The 18,618-nt window shown below is 39.2% G+C and carries 16 protein-coding genes and 1 pseudogene; 8 read left to right on the top strand and 9 right to left on the bottom strand.

Annotated features, from left to right (window positions below; all coding sequences use genetic code 11):
- Positions 1-313 precede the first annotated feature (313 nt).
- Positions 314-667, top strand: coding sequence for a type II toxin-antitoxin system RelE/ParE family toxin (locus tag AC0L3Y_RS12520; RefSeq protein WP_473463820.1), 354 nt, complete (start codon positions 314-316; stop codon positions 665-667).
- Between the two features lie 18 nt (positions 668-685).
- Positions 686-1,000: an XRE family transcriptional regulator gene (locus tag AC0L3Y_RS12515; protein WP_473463817.1), complete on the top strand. Its 315-nt coding sequence runs from the start codon at positions 686-688 to the stop codon at positions 998-1,000.
- Between the two features lie 407 nt (positions 1,001-1,407).
- Here AC0L3Y_RS12515 and AC0L3Y_RS12510 read toward each other — a convergent pair whose 3' ends face one another.
- From AC0L3Y_RS12510 to AC0L3Y_RS12500, 3 genes are all read right to left on the bottom strand, one after another.
- Positions 1,408-1,590 carry a hypothetical protein gene (locus AC0L3Y_RS12510; RefSeq protein ID WP_473463812.1) on the bottom strand — a complete coding sequence of 61 codons (183 nt, stop codon included), beginning with the start codon at positions 1,588-1,590 and terminating at the stop codon, positions 1,408-1,410.
- Entirely contained in the window at positions 1,578-1,805 is a 228-nt protein-coding gene (locus AC0L3Y_RS12505) for a type II toxin-antitoxin system prevent-host-death family antitoxin (RefSeq protein ID WP_473470624.1), read from the bottom strand. The genes AC0L3Y_RS12510 and AC0L3Y_RS12505 overlap by 13 nt, the downstream gene beginning before the upstream one ends.
- A gap of 353 nt (positions 1,806-2,158) precedes the next feature.
- Positions 2,159-3,772 carry a hypothetical protein gene (locus tag AC0L3Y_RS12500; protein WP_473463808.1) on the bottom strand — a complete coding sequence of 538 codons (1,614 nt, stop codon included), beginning with the start codon at positions 3,770-3,772 and terminating at the stop codon, positions 2,159-2,161.
- Positions 3,773-3,908: 136 nt separating this feature from the next.
- Here AC0L3Y_RS12500 and AC0L3Y_RS12495 point away from each other — a divergent pair, with 136 nt between their 5' ends.
- A complete protein-coding gene (locus tag AC0L3Y_RS12495) occupies positions 3,909-4,178 on the top strand; it encodes a hypothetical protein (RefSeq protein ID WP_473463803.1) in 270 nt (89 codons plus the stop codon).
- Between the two features lie 156 nt (positions 4,179-4,334).
- Here AC0L3Y_RS12495 and AC0L3Y_RS12490 read toward each other — a convergent pair whose 3' ends face one another.
- Both AC0L3Y_RS12490 and AC0L3Y_RS12485 read right to left on the bottom strand, forming a co-directional pair.
- Positions 4,335-4,826, bottom strand: coding sequence for a hypothetical protein (locus AC0L3Y_RS12490; RefSeq protein WP_473463800.1), 492 nt, complete (start codon positions 4,824-4,826; stop codon positions 4,335-4,337).
- Between the two features lie 82 nt (positions 4,827-4,908).
- Positions 4,909-6,231 (bottom strand): hypothetical protein, encoded by a 1,323-nt coding sequence (locus AC0L3Y_RS12485; RefSeq protein ID WP_473463796.1) that lies wholly within the window; start codon positions 6,229-6,231, stop codon positions 4,909-4,911.
- 347 nt (positions 6,232-6,578) lie between these two features.
- Between AC0L3Y_RS12485 and AC0L3Y_RS12480 the strand changes: the two are divergent.
- A pseudogene (locus AC0L3Y_RS12480) lies at positions 6,579-7,540 on the top strand (integron integrase).
- 196 nt (positions 7,541-7,736) lie between these two features.
- Here the strand turns inward: AC0L3Y_RS12480 and xdhC are convergent.
- The 4 genes from xdhC to AC0L3Y_RS12460 all read right to left on the bottom strand — a co-directional run bounded on the left by xdhC (position 7,737) and on the right by AC0L3Y_RS12460 (position 13,985).
- Entirely contained in the window at positions 7,737-8,606 is an 870-nt protein-coding gene (gene xdhC / locus AC0L3Y_RS12475) for a xanthine dehydrogenase accessory protein XdhC (RefSeq protein ID WP_473463792.1), read from the bottom strand.
- An 11-nt stretch (positions 8,607-8,617) separates the two neighbouring features.
- Positions 8,618-10,987 carry a xanthine dehydrogenase molybdopterin binding subunit gene (gene xdhB / locus AC0L3Y_RS12470; RefSeq protein WP_473463788.1) on the bottom strand — a complete coding sequence of 790 codons (2,370 nt, stop codon included), beginning with the start codon at positions 10,985-10,987 and terminating at the stop codon, positions 8,618-8,620.
- Complete coding sequence (gene xdhA / locus AC0L3Y_RS12465; protein ID WP_473463783.1) at positions 10,980-12,548, bottom strand: xanthine dehydrogenase small subunit; 1,569 nt, start codon at positions 12,546-12,548, stop codon at positions 10,980-10,982. Before xdhA ends, xdhB begins: the two co-directional genes overlap by 8 nt.
- Before the next feature lie 192 nt (positions 12,549-12,740).
- Positions 12,741-13,985 carry an MFS transporter gene (locus AC0L3Y_RS12460; RefSeq protein WP_473463778.1) on the bottom strand — a complete coding sequence of 415 codons (1,245 nt, stop codon included), beginning with the start codon at positions 13,983-13,985 and terminating at the stop codon, positions 12,741-12,743.
- Positions 13,986-14,193: 208 nt separating this feature from the next.
- Here AC0L3Y_RS12460 and AC0L3Y_RS12455 point away from each other — a divergent pair, with 208 nt between their 5' ends.
- The 4 genes from AC0L3Y_RS12455 (at position 14,194) to AC0L3Y_RS12440 (ending at position 18,612) form a co-directional block, all read left to right on the top strand.
- Positions 14,194-15,057 (top strand): AraC family transcriptional regulator, encoded by an 864-nt coding sequence (locus AC0L3Y_RS12455; protein WP_473463772.1) that lies wholly within the window; start codon positions 14,194-14,196, stop codon positions 15,055-15,057.
- A gap of 25 nt (positions 15,058-15,082) precedes the next feature.
- Complete coding sequence (locus AC0L3Y_RS12450; RefSeq protein WP_473463767.1) at positions 15,083-16,456, top strand: MATE family efflux transporter; 1,374 nt, start codon at positions 15,083-15,085, stop codon at positions 16,454-16,456.
- Positions 16,453-17,331: an AraC family transcriptional regulator gene (locus AC0L3Y_RS12445; protein ID WP_473463762.1), complete on the top strand. Its 879-nt coding sequence runs from the start codon at positions 16,453-16,455 to the stop codon at positions 17,329-17,331. The genes AC0L3Y_RS12450 and AC0L3Y_RS12445 overlap by 4 nt, the downstream gene beginning before the upstream one ends.
- Positions 17,332-17,616: 285 nt before the next feature.
- The gene (locus tag AC0L3Y_RS12440) at positions 17,617-18,612 is read left to right on the top strand and encodes an ABC transporter substrate-binding protein (RefSeq protein ID WP_473463757.1); all 996 of its coding nucleotides are present in this window, start codon (positions 17,617-17,619) and stop codon (positions 18,610-18,612) included.
- Positions 18,613-18,618: the final 6 nt, after the last annotated feature.

Below are 18,618 nucleotides of genomic sequence, written 5' to 3'. Positions count from 1 at the left end.
AGATAACTCATTAGTGATGGAGTAAATAAATAGCAATAAAGGCCTACCAATTAATGAAAAGCACAAACAGCAACTTATTCAACATTGGCAGAGACTACATAAGGATTTTGGTATTTAAAAACGGACATCAGGAGATAATACTTAGACGAATGCAATGGTAATTTTTGATCCGACTCTAAATCTAAATTCAGAAATATCTAAATACGAATTAGAACAAGGATAGCTCCAAGAGTGAGATAAGTAGATAAAAAATACGCTTTACAGTATATACTCTCAAGAGTATATTTTTACTCTTGTAACAGCAAGGATGCTGATGATGTGGGCAATATTAGTAACTGACGAGTATGAGCGTTGGTTCCTTGAATTGACCGATGCTGAACAGGAAGATGTACTAGCAATGGTTGATGTGTTGGAAATTAAAGGCCCTCTATTGAGCAGGCCTTATGCGGATACTTTAAAGGGAACAAATAAAGTAAAAAACTTAAAAGAATTAAGAATCCAACACTCAGGAAAACCGTACCGTGTTTTTTATGCATTTGACCCTATAAGAAGAGCCATCTTACTTTGCGGCGGCAGGAAGGATGGCAAAAAAGACAAAACCTTTTATGAGCGATACATTCCATTAGCTGAAAAAGAGTTTTTGAAGCATTTAAAAAGTGACTCATAAAACACATAGGAGCGTGATATGTCTAAACCTTTAAACGAATTAAGAAAGAAAATCAAACCAGAGGTTCAAGCTGCGGCGAGAGCCAAAGCGGTTGGAATTGTAACGGAAATGTCTCTTGCTGAGGTGAGAAAAGCCAGAGGTCAAAATCAAGCCGCTTTGGCGAAAAACATGTCCATTGCGCAACCAAACATATCTCAAATTGAAAACCGTCCTGATGCATTGATAAGCACGTTAAATCAATATATTGAAGCCTTGGGTGGAAAATTAGAAATACATGCGACCTTTCCAGATGGGCAGAATATAGAAATCTCCCAGTTTTCCTCTGTTAAATAGATGACAAAATAATCCCGCCTTCTGTTTCTCCTAAATCTATAATATTTTGCATATTGAGCAAAAAGATCAGATATTCCATGGCGAGCCATCAAACCGCATTTAGACGATGCCATGGAACAAGCCAGAAACCTTTGGCCTACTGCATTAAAAGATCTACCAATGAACGAAAAGCACAAACAACAGCTGATTCAACATTGGCAAAGACTGCATAAGGGTTTTGGCATTTGAAAACGAACATCACTTAGACGGATGCAATGGTAGTTTGTAATCGACTTTTAAATATCTTGCTACGACTGTAATAAGAATTTCCGTAAGTCACGCTTTTCACTCATGACATGTAAGATAAAAACCTTATCAGCTTCTACTTTATAAAATATGCGACATGGATTAACGACCACTTCCAGTGGTTAAAGCCACTTAACCCTGTTGGTTGGTTGCTTAACTGATTTAGAGGAATCTTCAAGACGGTCAACTTTTACGAATATGTTAGCGACTAATTTTTTGGCTGATGCCGTATTACTCAAAGCAATATAGTCAGCGATATCATTCAGATCCTCTAGTCCAGGACTTATCCAAATTATTTCAGCCATTTATTCATTTTTTCTTTAGCTTCAACATGAGACACCATATCTCCGCGGCTTATTGCTTGCTCGCCTTTAGCAAGAGATTCGAGTATTTGCATTCGTTTTTGCATAAATTCGAAATCATCAACATCGACAAGATAGGCAGAAGGCTGTCCATGCTCAGTAATAAGTACAGGCTTTATGAAATCGTTAGCTCGATCTGGTAGAAGCTGTTTAATAATTGCTAACGACTCGGAATACCACGAATCATAATCCTTTTTAAAGTCAGGAAGTTTGATCTTCTTATTCTTTAAATCTTCTTTGAAATCATCAGGAAGACCCTGAACATCATCAATCATCGAAAGATAAAGATGATTTCCCTGCAATAAAAGAGCATCTAGCTCTTTCTTCATGCTATCTTTATCTGAAGCCATAACTCTCCCCTACTTTATAACGCCCACTTAAGCGGACAAAAATTGTTGGCTATAATTTTGTGAGGAACGAACAATAGCCAACTGTTTTTGTTCCGTTTAAAGTTCTTGTTATGTGAATTATTGTAATACTCGCTAACTTCAGCAAACATTACTAATATCCCTTATACGGCTTTAGTGTCCAAAGAAAACTCGTCTGGACTAATTGACTTTAAGACGTTTTTCTTTTCTAAATTAGATAATGAAAGATATTTATTAATTCCGCTACCAGCTTTAGATACAAGAACATCTGTATAACCTTCCATAGTCATACTAGTGCTATCGTCTAAGCCAAAAGACAAAAGAAGATAACTAATATTTTTTAATGCATCATAAGTTGTTATTTTTTCTGTTTTTACAGATTTGCTATTTATTTGTTTTTTCGTTAAATAGCTTTTCTCGAAATATATATTTAACTTTTCATCTAGTGGAGACAATGGGTTACACACACTAGTATTTAATACTCCTTTAGATATGCTTTCGTTAAACATACGAACAGCCAAATAAATATTTATCAGGCTTGCATTAAAACTTGGTTGAACATATTTACCGAAAGGTGTGTTAGCCACTCGATTAATTATACTATGCTTCTGTAAATTATCGATAATCAAATTAATCAAAGGCTCAAGGGAGTTATTAACGATCGTTTTAGATAATGAGATCTTCATTGCCATCAACATTACCCCAATATTAACACCATCATGACCTATTTGCCGTTTTCTCAACTCGGGAATAATTAATTTAATCGCACTATCAATTTGCTTTTCATCAACTCGATTTTTATTGATGTCCCACATTAATTGTTCTCTAAAGGCATATGAAAAAAATATTCCATCTTTGAAATTCCAAAGAGCTCTTGTTCCATTACTTTTTAGAAAAGATACTGGATCATTATTATTTACTTTACTTAGAAAACTATTTTTGCAAACTTCAAAGTTAACATTATTTACATATGAATCATCTGTACCAGGAATTCCAACATTGAATGTATATTCATTATTAAACAAAATACTCTTTTGGTTAATAGTGAAATCGACTTCTACTCCCTCTAAATTAAGGCGACAATTGTACTTAGATATACAAAAAGCAACTTTGGCGGAAAGGAAGGTAAAGTATATTTTAGATGAAATACAATGCGCTATTTTTTCATTTTCAATAGTCAATATTTCCTGACTAAGTTGACCGACATATTTATCAATTGTAGCCCTAGATGGGAACGAACGGCTATCAATTTTTGTTAATATACCCTTAAATTCTTTTAAGCACTGTTCATCAACATCTTTTATTTCAGAAGTAACCTTTATTTTTAAAAGTGAAATAATAGCATCTAAGTCATTACACTGATTGTTAGAAAATAAAAACATATCTAAAGCTAAAAAGAAATCGCAGTTTGTTTTAGTAGAAACAAAATAACAAAACTGCTTTATATAAGGCAGTGTAAATTGATTAAAAAAATAACCTTCCCCTTCACTTTTAGATATATCTGTATACAGAGGAATACTTCTCAGTTGAGAAAGAACGTTTTCAATTTTAATGAAAGATTGAGAAATTAGATCAATATCAGAATCAGATAGATCAAGTACAATTTTTAATTTATCGAAGACTTCATCAAAATAAACTTGTTTAGCGGAAAATGTTTTCAATTCAGAGAATAGTTTTTTTCTATTTCTCCCCTCAAATACATCTAGTGAAATAACAATGAACTCGATAAGTGACGTAAATTTTGGTGTCGTATACATAATCCCTACTTACAAGTCTTAAAATTTATCCGAAAGCAAGTGTCTAATCAGATTTCCGGTGGGCTCTACTTCCCATCTTCTATAAAGTTGAAATGTTCAATTTGAACTCCAACATTTCAATAAAAAGGTAAACAAAATGCTAGATAAAATCAAAAAAGATATTAATGACCTAAAAGGCACTGCATCCGAACTTCGTGACAATAGTGATTACGATAAGCTCGTAAATAAAATCGGTGAAACAGGTGCTCAACGTGCTATTCAAAATAAGCTCCAAGATCGAGGCTTAACCATTGAAAAGTGGATTACCTATCGAGAAGTTAAGGCCGCCTTGCACAAAAATCCTTTACAAGTTCGTGAAGAAATTAAAGAAATAGATAACCTTGCAAGTGGTGTACTAGACAATTAGTGCACCTTAATCGTTTCTCAGAATTTCAATTTGAGCTTTTGAGAAACTGACTTTCACATAACGCCCACATAAGCGGACAAAAATTGTGTGCCAAAATTGTTGAGGAACGAAACATGGCACGCTGTTTTTGTTCCGATTTAATGTGCTTGTTAAGCATCAGCCAGCATTAATTTTAAATGCATATACTTCATATCCATCATTTCTTATTGCAACTGTCACAGTTAAAGTACCCGACTGTCCAAATTTACTTTCTTCTGATAATTTGATTGCATAATTAAGTTTGTAGTACTTCGTATCTCCGCGCTGAGATATAAACTCGGAGTTTGAATAAGCTCCATCAATTATTTTAACAAAGTAAGACGCTAGCTTCTCAAACACCTGAATAGATTCACCTTTATCCATTTGCGCTTTTGAAGCTGCGCCAAACACATCATAGAGGGCATCATAATCACGATTGTTAAAATTCTCTTTAATATTGGTATATAAGCTGTTGCGAACATTCTCATTTAGTATTGAAGGCAAGGAACTATTTAGTTCACCTTGGTAACTAGATCTATTTACTTCCACTGACTTGTTTACACCAAACCAAATAGTTGCTGAAAGGTTTGCGATTAGTAGTGATACTATTATTATATGTGAAGATTGCATCTGTTCTCCTTGTGATGCTTAACGCCTCGCTCTGCGGCAAATTTGGAGCGCAGCGGAAAATTTGTCCGGCAGCAGCGCTTTGTTAAATGCTTGATATCAGGAGTTTGAGATCAAACCCATTAAACTTATGATTTGGCCAATGCTCTACAACCAAGGCGATTGTTTTATCATCAACTTTCTCAGAATATGAATTACAACCTGAAATAGCACTTTTCATCTCATTGGATAAAGGTAGGCTTAAGCTAGAAATACTCAAAGCTTCTGCCATAGCTCCTAACTTTTCACATGCCTGATGGGTTCTGGAAGCATCATTCACGTTCACTTTAAGCTTCAGTACTTTTGCAACGTCTTCAGAACCTTCAACATAATAAGCGATATTATCTGGGATAATACCATCGCTAAATTCTTCCATTGGGGATGATGCAAACCATTCTTCTTCGAAAGATCTATTATAGAATCCAGTGCTCAACCCTTCGTTTACGAGAAATTCTTTGGCTTTGTAAGGGCTCCAACCTTGCTCTTTTGGTACTTCCTTTGGATTTTTCTCAGAATATCTCACTTTAAATATATATTTAAAGGTATCAATCAGATCCGAGTGTGACTCTATGTTTGCTTTGGTGACTTCAAATGACCATCGCTCAAGCAGACTGAGCCGAACATTAAACAATATAAATGCATAGAGTTTAGCCGCATATCTATGGAATCGGCTCTTTATTGAAAACCTAAGACGAACAAAGACCTGCTCATATGTTGAATAAACCAACATAAAGAAAACGAATGGTAAGTAACAGAGAGTCAGCAATGGTGGAACAAAGAAGTCGTATGCAGTTTTTTCTTTCCCAAACTCACCAAAATTGGTCATTAACATGTACAAAGTGTAAACGATTAAGACCACCCCGAAAGAAGATAGGCAATATTCTAGAAAAACCTTTACCTGATGATGTTTTCTGTCGGTTTCAGCAATAGCCAGCATCGCTCCCAATAATGCCAAAACAGGAACTAACAGAACCTCGACCCAAAGAGAGAAAGTATATACACCAACGACAAATTGAAGAATCGCTAGTAGTTTCAAGTTATCTAAAACTGACTGCTTGAAAAAATGCTTATCTTGTTTGATATTTTCAAGCTTAAATAGCGACATGAAACCAACAGAAGCGCACCAAAAAACACTATTTTTTAGCTGTTCAAAATTCCATAGTTCCAACTCAGAAAGCCAGTAAATGACAATTGCCATGTAGGCAACCATCAAACAAAGGACGGACATTATTTGTCTAACAAATAAAGCTGCCAGGACTCCTTTGAAGGCATTTCTGACCTCCGCCATTTTTGAGGAAGAAAAAATGTAAACCGAAATTGCCAGAAGCCATAACGCAATTGCAATTTCTCGATTATTTAGAATATCCACGAGCGTCCTTGGGCATTTAACATTTTAATAGTGCGCATGCGCGTTTACACATTTCAAAAACTGCCTAAATATCCCTATAACTAACTGAATTCTTAGTATTTTATAAAGCTATTCACAAAATTCAAAAATGGATAAACGAGCGTGCGCGTTATTGTTTTTATTCACAGCGCGTTATCCCTGCACTGAAAATTCTTATCCATTGATACTAAAAGACTTTTTGTTTACAGGCCAGTACAAACGCGCAAAACAGTGACTATTTTTTAGACAAAACGCGCATAAATTTGGCTACCTTAAAAATAAACTGTATATTTATACAGTTGTTTATTTTTATCCACAAGGAGTGTGTGATGTCTTCAAGCCCTTTTCTTAACTCTATTCGTAATGAACTTCGATTACGAGGCTACAGTCTTAAAACTGAAAAAACATATTTGTATTGGATTAAGTATTTCATACGTTTTCACCAGCTAAAGCATCCTGCCAATATGGGTGCAGAAGAAGTTCGTACTTTTCTTTCTTTCCTTGCTGTAGAAAAAAATGTTGCGATTAACACTCAAAAATCCGCCTTAAATGCATTGGCTTTTCTTTATAACAAGCTGTTGGATCAACCATTAGGAGATTTAGGCTTTCAGCATGCTAAGCAAGGTCGTCGCTTGCCTATTGTTTTAGCGGCTAATGACATTCAAAACATACTCAGCGTTTTAAATGAAAGAGATCATTTAATATTCTCTCTGCTTTATGGCTCAGGGCTGAGAATCAGCGAATGTTTAAGGATTCGTATTCAAGACATCAACTTAGATCAAGGAAGCTTAATTGTTCGATGCAGTAAGGGAAATAAAGATAGGACGACAATCTTAAGTCGTAAATTAACAGAGTCGATCAATAAGCAGAAAAGTCATGTTCAGAAAATCCAACAAGAAGATAATTCACAAGGTTATGGCCCTTCTTTACCTTTCGCTTTAGGTAAAAAATACCCAAACGCTTTTCGTCAACTCAATTGGATGTTTTTATTTCCATCCATATCAATCTGCTCACACCCTGTTACTGGCGAATTATGCCGTCACCATTTGCATGACTCAGTTCCTCGTAAGGCATTAAAAAAAGCCGTAGCAGAAGCGAAGATTTTAGAAAAAGAGTGAACTGCCATACATTTCGTCATTCCTTTGCAACTCATTTATTAATGGCAGGACGAGATATTAGAACGGTGCAAGAATTACTTGGCCATAACGATGTTTCTACCACTCAAATCTATACTCATGTTATTGGGCAGCATTTTGCTGGCACTGACAGTCCAATTGATCAGCTATTATGATGTATAAAAATAAAGCAATTAAATACAAAGAAGGGATTTAGATTTCCAGTGTCGAGCTAAAGCTCGACCTACAAAGTAATATTACGAAAAATGAAAATGGTGTTTTCAAATAACTCCCGCGCTAGTCTGGGTCAAGACACAACCCCATCTTCCGTCTTCCCCTTGAAGAGAAAAGGGGGAAGAAACTGGATAGATGTCAGATTACGGTTTCTTGTTTTAGGGTGTTGTTGATTTCTTTCCACGTTAGGCCGCTGCGTTTTTTCGTTTCCGTTTTATTTTGTTGGGTGATTTGGATGATTTGCGCAGCGATGGAGATGGCGATTTCGAAGGGCTTTTTGCCTTCGATTTCTGGTAAGCCAACTGGGCAATGCACTGATTCAATTTCTTCTGGGCTGAACGATGCGCTGGCGAGGCGTTTTTTAAAGCGCAAGGCTTTGGTTTGTGAACCTATTAAACCGATGAACCGGCAGTCTTTTCGATCCAATAAAGCCTCGACTAATTGTAAATCCAACGCATGATCGTGGGTCATGACTAGGGCAATTTCGTTTGGTGCCATTTTTTCAATATGATCGAGCATGGACGGATACAAATGTGTATTCGTGTTCGATGATAAAGCTTGGTGACTGCGTTCATTCGCTAAGTTTTCACGGCTATCTACCCATGAAATTTTCGCCTGCATTTCACCTAAAACAGTGACCAAGGTTGTCGCTACGTGTCCCATTCCAAATATAGTGATTTTGGTGGCGGGTTCTGGGAAGTATTCCAACAACACGCTCACCGCGCCGCCACAACATTGGTTGGTTTTCGCCGCTAGAGGAAAGTTTTCCAATACGTGGGAAGCACCAGTATGGCCACCATTCAACATATCACGGGCTTTTTGGCAGACAAGGTATTCCAGCTGTCCGCCGCCGATCGTGTCGAATGTGTGATCAGCCGTGATGATCATCTTGCTGGACGATTCCCGTGGCGCAGAACCTTGCGTGCCAATGACAGTCGCAATCACCCACGCCTGCCCTGCTTTCTCGACTTCGGCTAATGCTTGAATCCAACTCATTGAAGACATCATAGTATGACTCCTTAGGCGTTTTCAGCTTTGGCTTTATTAGTGGAAGCGTTAGCGACAAATTCTTGCGCCGCTTGCATGCTGTAAAACACGGCTTCTGGTGTGGCAGGCACTGCCAAAGGTGGCGAAAACTTATGATCACACACAGATGCACATGCGTCTTTTAATGCACACCAAACCGAAATACCCAGCATTAATGGCGGTTCACCAACGGCTTTAGAACGGTAAACCGATTCTTCACTGTTGGCGCGGTCGAACAATTTCACATTGAATTTTTCTGGAACATCCGCCGACGTTGGGATTTTGTAGTTCGCAGGACTGTTTGTGGTAATACGACCTTTTTCATCCCAGCTAAGTTCTTCCGATGTTAACCAACCCATACCTTGAACAAAGGCCCCTTCGATCTGACCAATGTCGATGTCAGAATTTATGGAATCACCCACATCGTGCAAGATGTCCACTTGCGTGACCTTGTATTCGCCTGTGAAAGTATCAACGATGACTTCGGACACTGCCGCGCCATTAGAGAAATACAAGAATGGTCGGCCTTTCGCGGCTTTTCTGTCATAACCAATTTTTGGCGTTTTGTAGAATCCAGTAGACGACAAAGACACGCGGTTCATGTAAGCGAGTTTGACGAATTCAGGAAAGCTCATCGTTTCATTACCAAGCATCACGGAGTCATCTTCAATAGCAAATTCGTCTGCTGCGATACCAAAATGCTCCATGGCGAATTCTTGCAAACGGCCTTTGATGGTTCTCGCTGCATCCAGCGCTGCCATGCCGTTTAAGTCTGTGCCTGCGGATGCAGCGGTTGGCGAAGCATTTGGTACCTTGTCCGTTCGAGTTGAACAAACGTTGACACGCTGGTAATCAATACCAAAGGTTTTCGCGACGATTTGCGCGACTTTAGTATACAAACCTTGGCCCATTTCCGTTCCGCCGTGGCTAATTTGAACACTGCCATCGGTGTAAACGTGAATCAAAGCACCGCCTTGGTTTAAGTGTTTTGAGGTAAAAGAAATACCAAACTTAACCGGCGTTAACGCCAAGCCTTTTTTAAGGAAAGGGCTTTGTTTGTTGAATTCATTAATCGCCTGACGACGCGCTCGATAATCCGAGCTTTCTTCTAACTCTTCGATCAAGGTTAACAAGACATCTTCTTCAACTTCTTGTCCGTAAGGGGTTTTCGTTTTGCCTTCTTGATAGCAATTTAGCTTCCGAATATCGAGTGAGTCTTTACCGACGGTACAGGCAATTTCTTCTACAACGGCTTCGGCCAACAACACGCCTTTGGGTCCACCAAAACCACGGAATGCGGTATTTGAAACGGTATGAGTTTTGCCTCGATATCCACTGATGCGTGCATTCGGTAAGTGATAAGCGTTGTCTGCATGGAACATGGCGCGATCGACTACGCCATCGGACAAATCCGCCGTACAACCACACTTGCCGACCATGTCGTATTCGGCGCTAAGGATTTCCCCTTCCTCGGAAAAGCCAACTTCGTAGCTGTTCCAAAAATCGTGACGTTTACCGGTTTGCACCATGTCATCCTGACGCGGCATACGGTATTTAACCGGACAACGATTACGGATTGCCAGCACCGCCGCCATGCAACCTAACACGGCCGCTTGAGATTCTTTACCGCCAAAACCACCGCCCATACGTCGAACTTCGACCAAGACTTGTGCTACAGATAAACCCAGTACTTTCGCGACCAACTTTTGTACTTCCGCAGGATGCTGGGAGGAAGCGTAGACTAAAACACCACCGTCTTCGTTTGGCACGGCAACACTGATTTGGCCTTCTAAATAAAAGTGCTCTTGGCCTTTGATGTAGAGATCTGATTTGATTTTATGAGGCGCAGACGCCATCGCAGATTTTACGTCACCACATTGAATCGTATGGGTTGGCAAAACGAACTCTTGGCGTTCAAGAGATTCCTTCGGATGCAAGGTGCTTATTCTGGGTTTGTAGACGATTTCCGCCAATTCAACCGCTTGTTTGGCTGCTCGTAAACTGGTTGCCGCTACCGCAAAAATAGACTGACCAATAAAATGGACAAAATCCCCAGCCAACAATAAATCGCCACTCAATACAGGCGATACATCCACTTCACCTGGAATATCAGATTGTACTATCACATCGACTACACCAGGATGCGCACGCACCTTGTCTAGGTTGATACTCACGATGTCCGCGTGCGCTTCGGTGGATTTACCTGTCGCTATGTGTAATTCGTTTGGCCATTCAGGCATGTCATCAATATAAACCGCATCGCCTGTCACGTGCTTAATCGCCGATTCATGAATGGGCAAGCGCGCGCCTTTCGTATCAGTCGATTGGTTATTAAGCGTTAAATTATTTGGAAGTTTACGCATGAGACGCTCCTTTTTCTTGTGTTCCTTGTCCCTTATTAGAGGGCAATTCATAACCAAGGGTTAACAAGGAGTCAGATACAGGGTGCCCAGAGAAAGTCGGAACCTGCGTGCCGTTTAATTCTAACCATGCTTTTTTGATCAAGTTACAGGCCATATCAAGTCGATAACGAGAGCTGGCTCGCATGTCACTTAATGGCGTTAATTCGTTTCTTAGGTTTTCAATAGCCTGCGCTAACGCTGGTTCGTCATTCACACTTTGACCGATCAGGGATTGCTCTGCTTTTACAGCACGAATCGGCGTTGCTGCCATGCCGCCAAAGGCGAATCGAACGTCACTGATTTTGTCATCGTTTAATTCAAAACGAACTGCCAGCATCACACTGGAAATATCGTCTTCCATACGTTTGGAGACTTTATAGAAGCGATGGAACGCATTGAGTTTGCTCAAATCTATCGAGAAGGATTCGATCAACTCATCTTTTGCTAGCAGAGTGGTTTTGTAGCCTTGGTAGAAGTCGTTAATGTTTACGACGCGTTTGCTGCCATCGACTTTGACTAATTGCATGTCTGCATCAAACGCCAACAACAAAGGAGGTAAATCAGCGATTGGCGAGGCATTCGCCACGTTGCCACCAATGGTGCCACGGTTACGAATTTGTCGAGAGGCAATACGGCTAAGCAAGTTGTAAATGTGTGGGTAGCGAGTTTTGCTGAAATTTTCTAATTCGCTGTAAGTGACAGATGCCCCCAAGGTTAACGTGCTGCCATTGCCTTGAATTTGTTTTAACTCAGCGACTTGGGACACATCGATCAAGATAGCAAAGTCATGGAAGCGTTGGGTGTTTTCCAGCATCAAATCCGTACCACCAGCAATCATAGTCCCGTCAGCATGGGAAGCTTTTGCCTGTAGCAATTCTGCTAATGTGGTTGGCTGTAAATAAGTTGCGCTGTTATTTTCAGATAGGTGTTTTTCAGATGAGACCGCTTCTTTCATCGCTGAGAGTTGAGATTTAATCTTCTCGTTTTTACTCATGAGTTCGACAAACTGATTGTCTTCAGCGGTTTTCACCATATCCAAACCAGCATCGATGATAGGACGATAACCCGTACAACGGCACAAGTTACCAGAAATGGCATCACACACAGACTCGCGGTCTATGGTTTTATCAGAAGATTGGCTATTTTCATAAAGCCCAGCGAGAGACAAAACAATCCCGGGTGTACAAAAACCACATTGGGAACCGTGGTGTTCAACCATGGCTTGTTGAGCAGGATGCAATTCACCGCTCGCTTTGCCGCTTAATTCAGACAGATATTCAACTGAAACTAGATGTTTACCAGAAAGAGATTGAATCGGTGTAATACAAGAATTGAAAGTCGAGTATTTCAACTCGCCGTCTTCTAGCGCACCAACAAGGAGCGTACACGCACCACAATCACCGGATGCGCAGCCTTCTTTTGTGCCTGTTAAGCCGCGCTTCTCGCGTAGATAACGCAAGGCTGTAAAGTCGCTAGGCAGCGTATTATCTTCTATCAGCTTATCATTCAATACAAACTTCAAAGCATTCTCCTCAAAACTATTTGACTTGATTATGCAAAAGTCTGACCAATCGTACAAACTTTGTTTTATTTCTTTTTTTGCAAATAAACATTAGTACGAAGTGATAGATGATGAAATCGTGATTTATATGCTTGCCATAGGTAAACGAGACAAAGATGCCATCTATAAGAAACTCGCTTCACAGTCAGACGATTAAATAACACTCTCTTCTAACAATACTATTTTCCGTTTATACCCCAACCAAATAGCACCAAAACAAGCCAAACTGAACATCAGTAGTAACATCAGATTAAAGCTAACAAATTCGGCAATTGCGCCCATGAAAAATGCGCCGATTGCAGGTCCACCAAGGGCAATCATAATCCAGATACTCATTACTCGACCGCGAATTTCATCATGAGTAGAGAGTTGAATAAGTATTTGTGAGCCAGCACCTACCACTGTCATTAATAAGCTAACCAGACAAATTAAAGCACTTAAAATTATAATTGGCGGTGTTAGTAATATAGGGAGAATCGCTAACGCTGTGCCCAACATCGCAAACATAATGAGTAACATCAGACGCTGTTTATCGCCTTTTTGACGTGAGATAAACAAAGCACCAAAAATGGACCCTGCCCCCGAACAAGCAGTTAACAGTGCCAAATCTTCTGGTTGACCTTGAGTAAAAGTTCCTGACAAAGCCGGCAGTAACTCCAGCAAAGCCCGCCCTACTTGGCTGTTAATCAATGTCATTATTAACATTAAAAAAATAAAATCAGATTGATAAGCGAAACGAAAACCTTTGATTAAATCTTCAAATTTACTTTGCTTTTTCTCACGCTTAGCGGGTGGCAAATTACTCAGGCGCGAATTAAAAAGAACAGCTATGGAAAACAACATAGCAGCAATAAGGAAAATATATTCTGGCGCGATAACAGTCAGTAACACCGCTGCAAGAGCAGGTGAAATAACTCGAGACGAGTTGAAAATAATCGCCCCTAAACCAACGGCATTAGGTAAAACATCTTTACTCACCAATCGAGGAATCAAAGACATACGTAAAGGCGAACCTGCTGATGCAACACAACCAAAAATAAAACCCAGTGATAACAAACTCCATAAAGAAGGCGAGAAAAAAACAAACAAGACAAACGCAGCAAGAGATACCAACGACTGGCTAGAAAGCCAAACCAACATGCCTTTTCGCAAATCAATACGATCCGACACAACACCGAAGAAAGGCGTAATAATCAAAGTCGGAACCAATAATGCCGAGCTGATAATTCCCACCCAAAAAAATGACTCGGTTTTTTCCCAAACCAGCCAACCAAACATAAATCGTCCCATCCAGACAGCAAGCGTAGAAAACCAAGAAGCAAAAAAATAGTGCCGAAATTCCGTAGATTTTAATGCCGAAAAGTCGAACAAAAATAACAATTTTTTAAGGTAAAACATGAACAAAACGCCTTGAAAAGAAAAATTATGTTAGCGGCAAATATAATAACACTATTCGTCAATCCCCATACTTCACTCATTCGCGTCTACCAAAGCTTGATTTCATGAAGTTAATAGAAAGCAATTTCAATCAAGCTTATGCTCATTCTTTCTGCCAATATTGATTGGCAATAACATCTGTATCAAATTTAAAAGGTAAACCGTCTAAATGGCTAACTATGACCAAGACATTTCTAGGGTATGTGATTACATCAACCAGAACCTTGATGACGAATTATCCTTAGATATTTTGACTGCAGTATCGGGCTTTTCTAAATTTCATTTTCATCGGATTTTTTCTTCTTACACTGGTTTTAGTGTCATACGCTTCATTCGTATTTCACGTCTTAAGCGTGCGTCTTTTAGGCTGATTTTTAAAACTGATTTGAGAATCATCGACATCAGTTTGGAAGCCGGGTTTGAAAGCTCAGAAGCCTTTTCTCGCGCTTTTAAACGAGAATTCGGACAAACACCTTCGCAATTTAGACAAGCACCTAAATGGCGGGAATGGTATATAAAGGCACAAACACCAATCCCTGTGTCAAAACCAGATAGAGTAATTGATGTGAAAATTGTCGATTTCCCAAGCACCAAAGTTGCCACTCTGGAGCATCATGGCTCCCTTGATCTATATTATGAAACATCGAAAAAATTTATGACCTGGCGAGAAGAAAGTAAACTTTCACCGGTCAAAACAAGCCTTAGCTATGGTATTCCTTATGCAGATCCCAACGTGGTAAAAGAGGAGGATTTCTATTTCGATTTTTGCGGCACGGTTAAGCACGATGTGCCAGAAAACGCTTATAACATTCAAACTAAAACCATTCCAGCAGGTCGCTGTGCTGTTATCCGTCATACAGGAAGCTATGAAAACTTGAGTGAGAGCATTAATTACTTATATAAAGAGTGGCTTCCACAAACCAACACAGAAGTAGAATGCCGCGACTTCCCTGTGTTTTTTCAATTTTTAAATTTTGCTCATGATGTGAATGAACATGAATTGCTCACCGACATTTATTTGCCTATAAAATAACTATATTCAATCAGGGATAGAAATAATGACTGCACCTTCGAACAACCTTTTCCTCACAGGGTCTTTGCCTTCCGTGTTTCTAAAAACCGCTGCGCCCATTATTTTTATGATGTTAGTAAACGGCTCCTTTGCTTTAGTCGATGCTTATTTTTTGGGTAAATATGTAGGAGCTGAAGCTTTAACAGCGGTGACGTCTGTTTTTCCTGCTTTTATGATTTTGGTGGCTTTATCTAGCTTGGTTTCAAATGGCTTTTCTAGCGTAATGGCAAGATTACTAGGTGCCAACAAAATAGAAGAAGCGAAAAATGCTTTTGCACAAGCCATCACGCTCTCTATTCTTGTGTGTATGGTTTTAATCATCTTGTTTATTATTGCTGGAGATCAATTGATCTTATTTGTTAACAATGGCTCAACAAACCTTGCTGTAATGAGTTACGACTACTTATCCTTACTAATCTTTTGCTCCCCTTTACTCTTCATTCTTACCGTAAACAGCGACAGCTTACGCTGCGAAGGCAAAATGGCTTTTATGGCAGTGATTCCTTTATTGTCTGTCTTACTAAATGCCTTATTTAACTACATTTTTATTGCTGAGCTGGAGTTTGGCGTTGCAGGCTCTGTCTATGGGACGCTTTTAGCACAGGCATTATCATTATTTGCTGTATATCTTTTCCGTCGTTATACCACTAATGCATTGAACATCTCTGTTGCTCATTTCACGACTCAACGGACATTGTGGTCGAACTTCTTAGCTTTAGGGACACCTGTCAGCCTAACCTATATTGGTGTCGCATTAGTTTCAGCTTCGATTTTATATAATCTACAAATTTGGGGTTCCAGTAATTACGGTACGACCGTTGCTGCTTATGGAATTATCACTCGTTTAACCACCTTTATCTTTCTTCCATTATTGGGAATGAGCATGGCGTTTCAAACCATTTTGGGGAATAACATAGGTGCGCAAGAGTGGTTACGTTCAAACAGCGCCATTAAAATCGCCATGATCATGGCATTATCTTATTGCCTATTGTGTCAGCTTGTTATCTTTGTTTTTAAGGGACAGTTGGGGTTTGTGTTTGTCGAAAGTCATAGCGTGAATGCTGAGGTAAGCCGGATTTTACCCATCATGACCACCACACTATTTCTTATGGGGCCATTGATGATGATTGGTGTGGTATTTCAAGCAATGGGAGACGCTAAACGAGCAGCAATTTTAAGGTTGTCTAAAATCTATTTATTTACCCTACCGCTCATCTTTATCTTACCGATAGAAATAGATGAACTAGGTATTTGGCTAGCAGGCCCTAGCTCTGAAGTACTTGCATTACTTTTAACAATAGGAGTTTTGTATCAGCGTAAAAAACAAGATGGGAATCCGTTAGGATTGTTTTTTAAATGATAAAAAAAGATAAAACAAGCTCAATGAGTCACTATAATCAAAACATTACAAGAGTATGCGATTACATCAATCAAAACCTTGATAAGGAACTGTCGTTGGACATTTTAAGCCTAGTGTCTGGCTTTTCTAAATATCATTTTCATCGTATTTTTTCCTCTTATACTGGTTTCAGTCTAATTAAATTCATACAAATATCTCGCCTAAAACGTGCTTCTTATAAGCTGGTTTTTAAAGCCAATATGAAAATCATCGATATTGCTTTTGAAGCAGGATTTGAAAGTGCCGAAGCATTTTCTCGCGCCTTTAAACGAGAATTTGGGCAAACACCTTCTCAGTTCAGAACCGCACCCAAATGGGAGGAATGGCATAAGAAAACCCTTATCTCAATTGGTAAAGTAAAAAGAGAGTTTCAAGTAAGAGTAATTGACTTCCAAGACACCAAGGTAGCCGCACTAAGACATCATGGTAGACCTGAATTACATTATGAAACCTCAATGAAATTTATGACATGGCGTAAAGAAAGTAAATTATCGCCTATCAAATCCAGCAACACTTACGGTATTCCCTACTCCGACCCTAAGACGGTAAAACCTGAAGACTTTCGTTTCGATCTCTGTGGTTCTATTGATCAAGACGTTCCTGAAAATAATTATGGCATTACCACTAAAACCATTCCCGCAGGCCGCTGCGCTGTTATCCGTCATACTGGAGATCGAGATAATTTGAGCGAAAGCGTTTATTATTTATATCGAGAATGGTTACCGAAAAACAATGCAGAATGTCGAGAGTTTCCCGTGTTTTTTCATTATGTAAATTTCAGCCATGATGTGAATGAACATGAATTACTCACCGATATTTATTTACCAATAAAATAACCTTATTCAATCAGGAATAGAATGATCTAAGAAAAAAGTCATTTATTCTCCCTCCTATGAAACATTTACATCATCACACCATATATTTCACTTAAATAGCTTCATTTTATTGCACCATTTTAGATCACAAGGTCGCACCACTTCACTAAAAACACGCACCACCCTCTCAAAATATAAACATAACCAATTGTTTTAATTGTATTTTTAAAACATGGAACACTTGTTGCTACATACATTTCATGTGAAACAAAAGATTCTAACCCCTTATCTCTGTTGGAGAATTTTATGAAAACAGCAATGAAAACCACTCTTCGTCTTTCTTTATTAGCAAGCCTCATCGCCAGCACTTCTGCTATGGCTGCGGACAAGGTCACTTTTCAATTAGATTGGTTACCAGGTGGCGACAAGGCTCCTGTTTATGTGGGTATTCAACAAGGTTTCTTTGCTGATGAAGACTTGGAAGTCAAAATTGCCAGCGGTCGTGGTTCTACCGATGCGTTAACGAAAATGGCGACCGGTCAATCTGACATTGGTAGTTCAGACATTGGCGCTTTAATGGCCGCAAGAGCACAAGATGATGTACCAGTGGTTGCAGTGTTGCCGTACTTCACTCAAGCACCTCACGCTTTCTTCGTATTGAAAGACAGTGGTATTACATCCATCACTGATTTGAAAGGCAAAAAAGTAGCTACGTCACCTTTTACCTCTTCTAACGCATTTCTACCTTTAGTCTTGAAGCAAAACGGTTTGCAAGAAAGCGATATCCAACTAGTAAAATCTGATCCAGGCGCACTTTCTCCTATGATGATCACAGGTAACACTGATGCCATCATCGCATGGGTAACAAATACTGCCTTGTTTAAAGCACAAGCAAAAGAGGCCGGTAAAGAAATTATCGAGATGCCTTGGTCTAATTCTGGTTTATCACTTTATAGTTCTTCTCTATTAGCATCAGAAAAATTCTTGGAAGAACGTCCAGATGTTGCAAAGCGCTTCATCAAAGCTTTTGCTAAATCCATTGAGTTCTCTTATCAATACCCAAATAAAGCCGGTGCAGATCTTCATAAAATGGTACCAGAAGTCGATGCCGAGATTGTTTCTGCTCAGCTAAAAAGCATCACCAACTTGGTTTATAACGATGTCACGAAAAAAGATGGTTTTGGTAACTTCACTCCAGCACGTATTCAAAAAACTTGGGAATATGTTGCTGAAGCAAATGGCTTAACACTTGATGCTCTTGATCCATCAACTGTTGTAAACAGCAAGTTTGTACCGGAGTAATAACTG

The organism is Marinomonas sp. GJ51-14 (assembly GCF_055808695.1).
The sequence above is the reverse complement of the archived record's forward strand: the minus strand, read 5'-3'. Positions and strand labels throughout refer to the sequence as shown.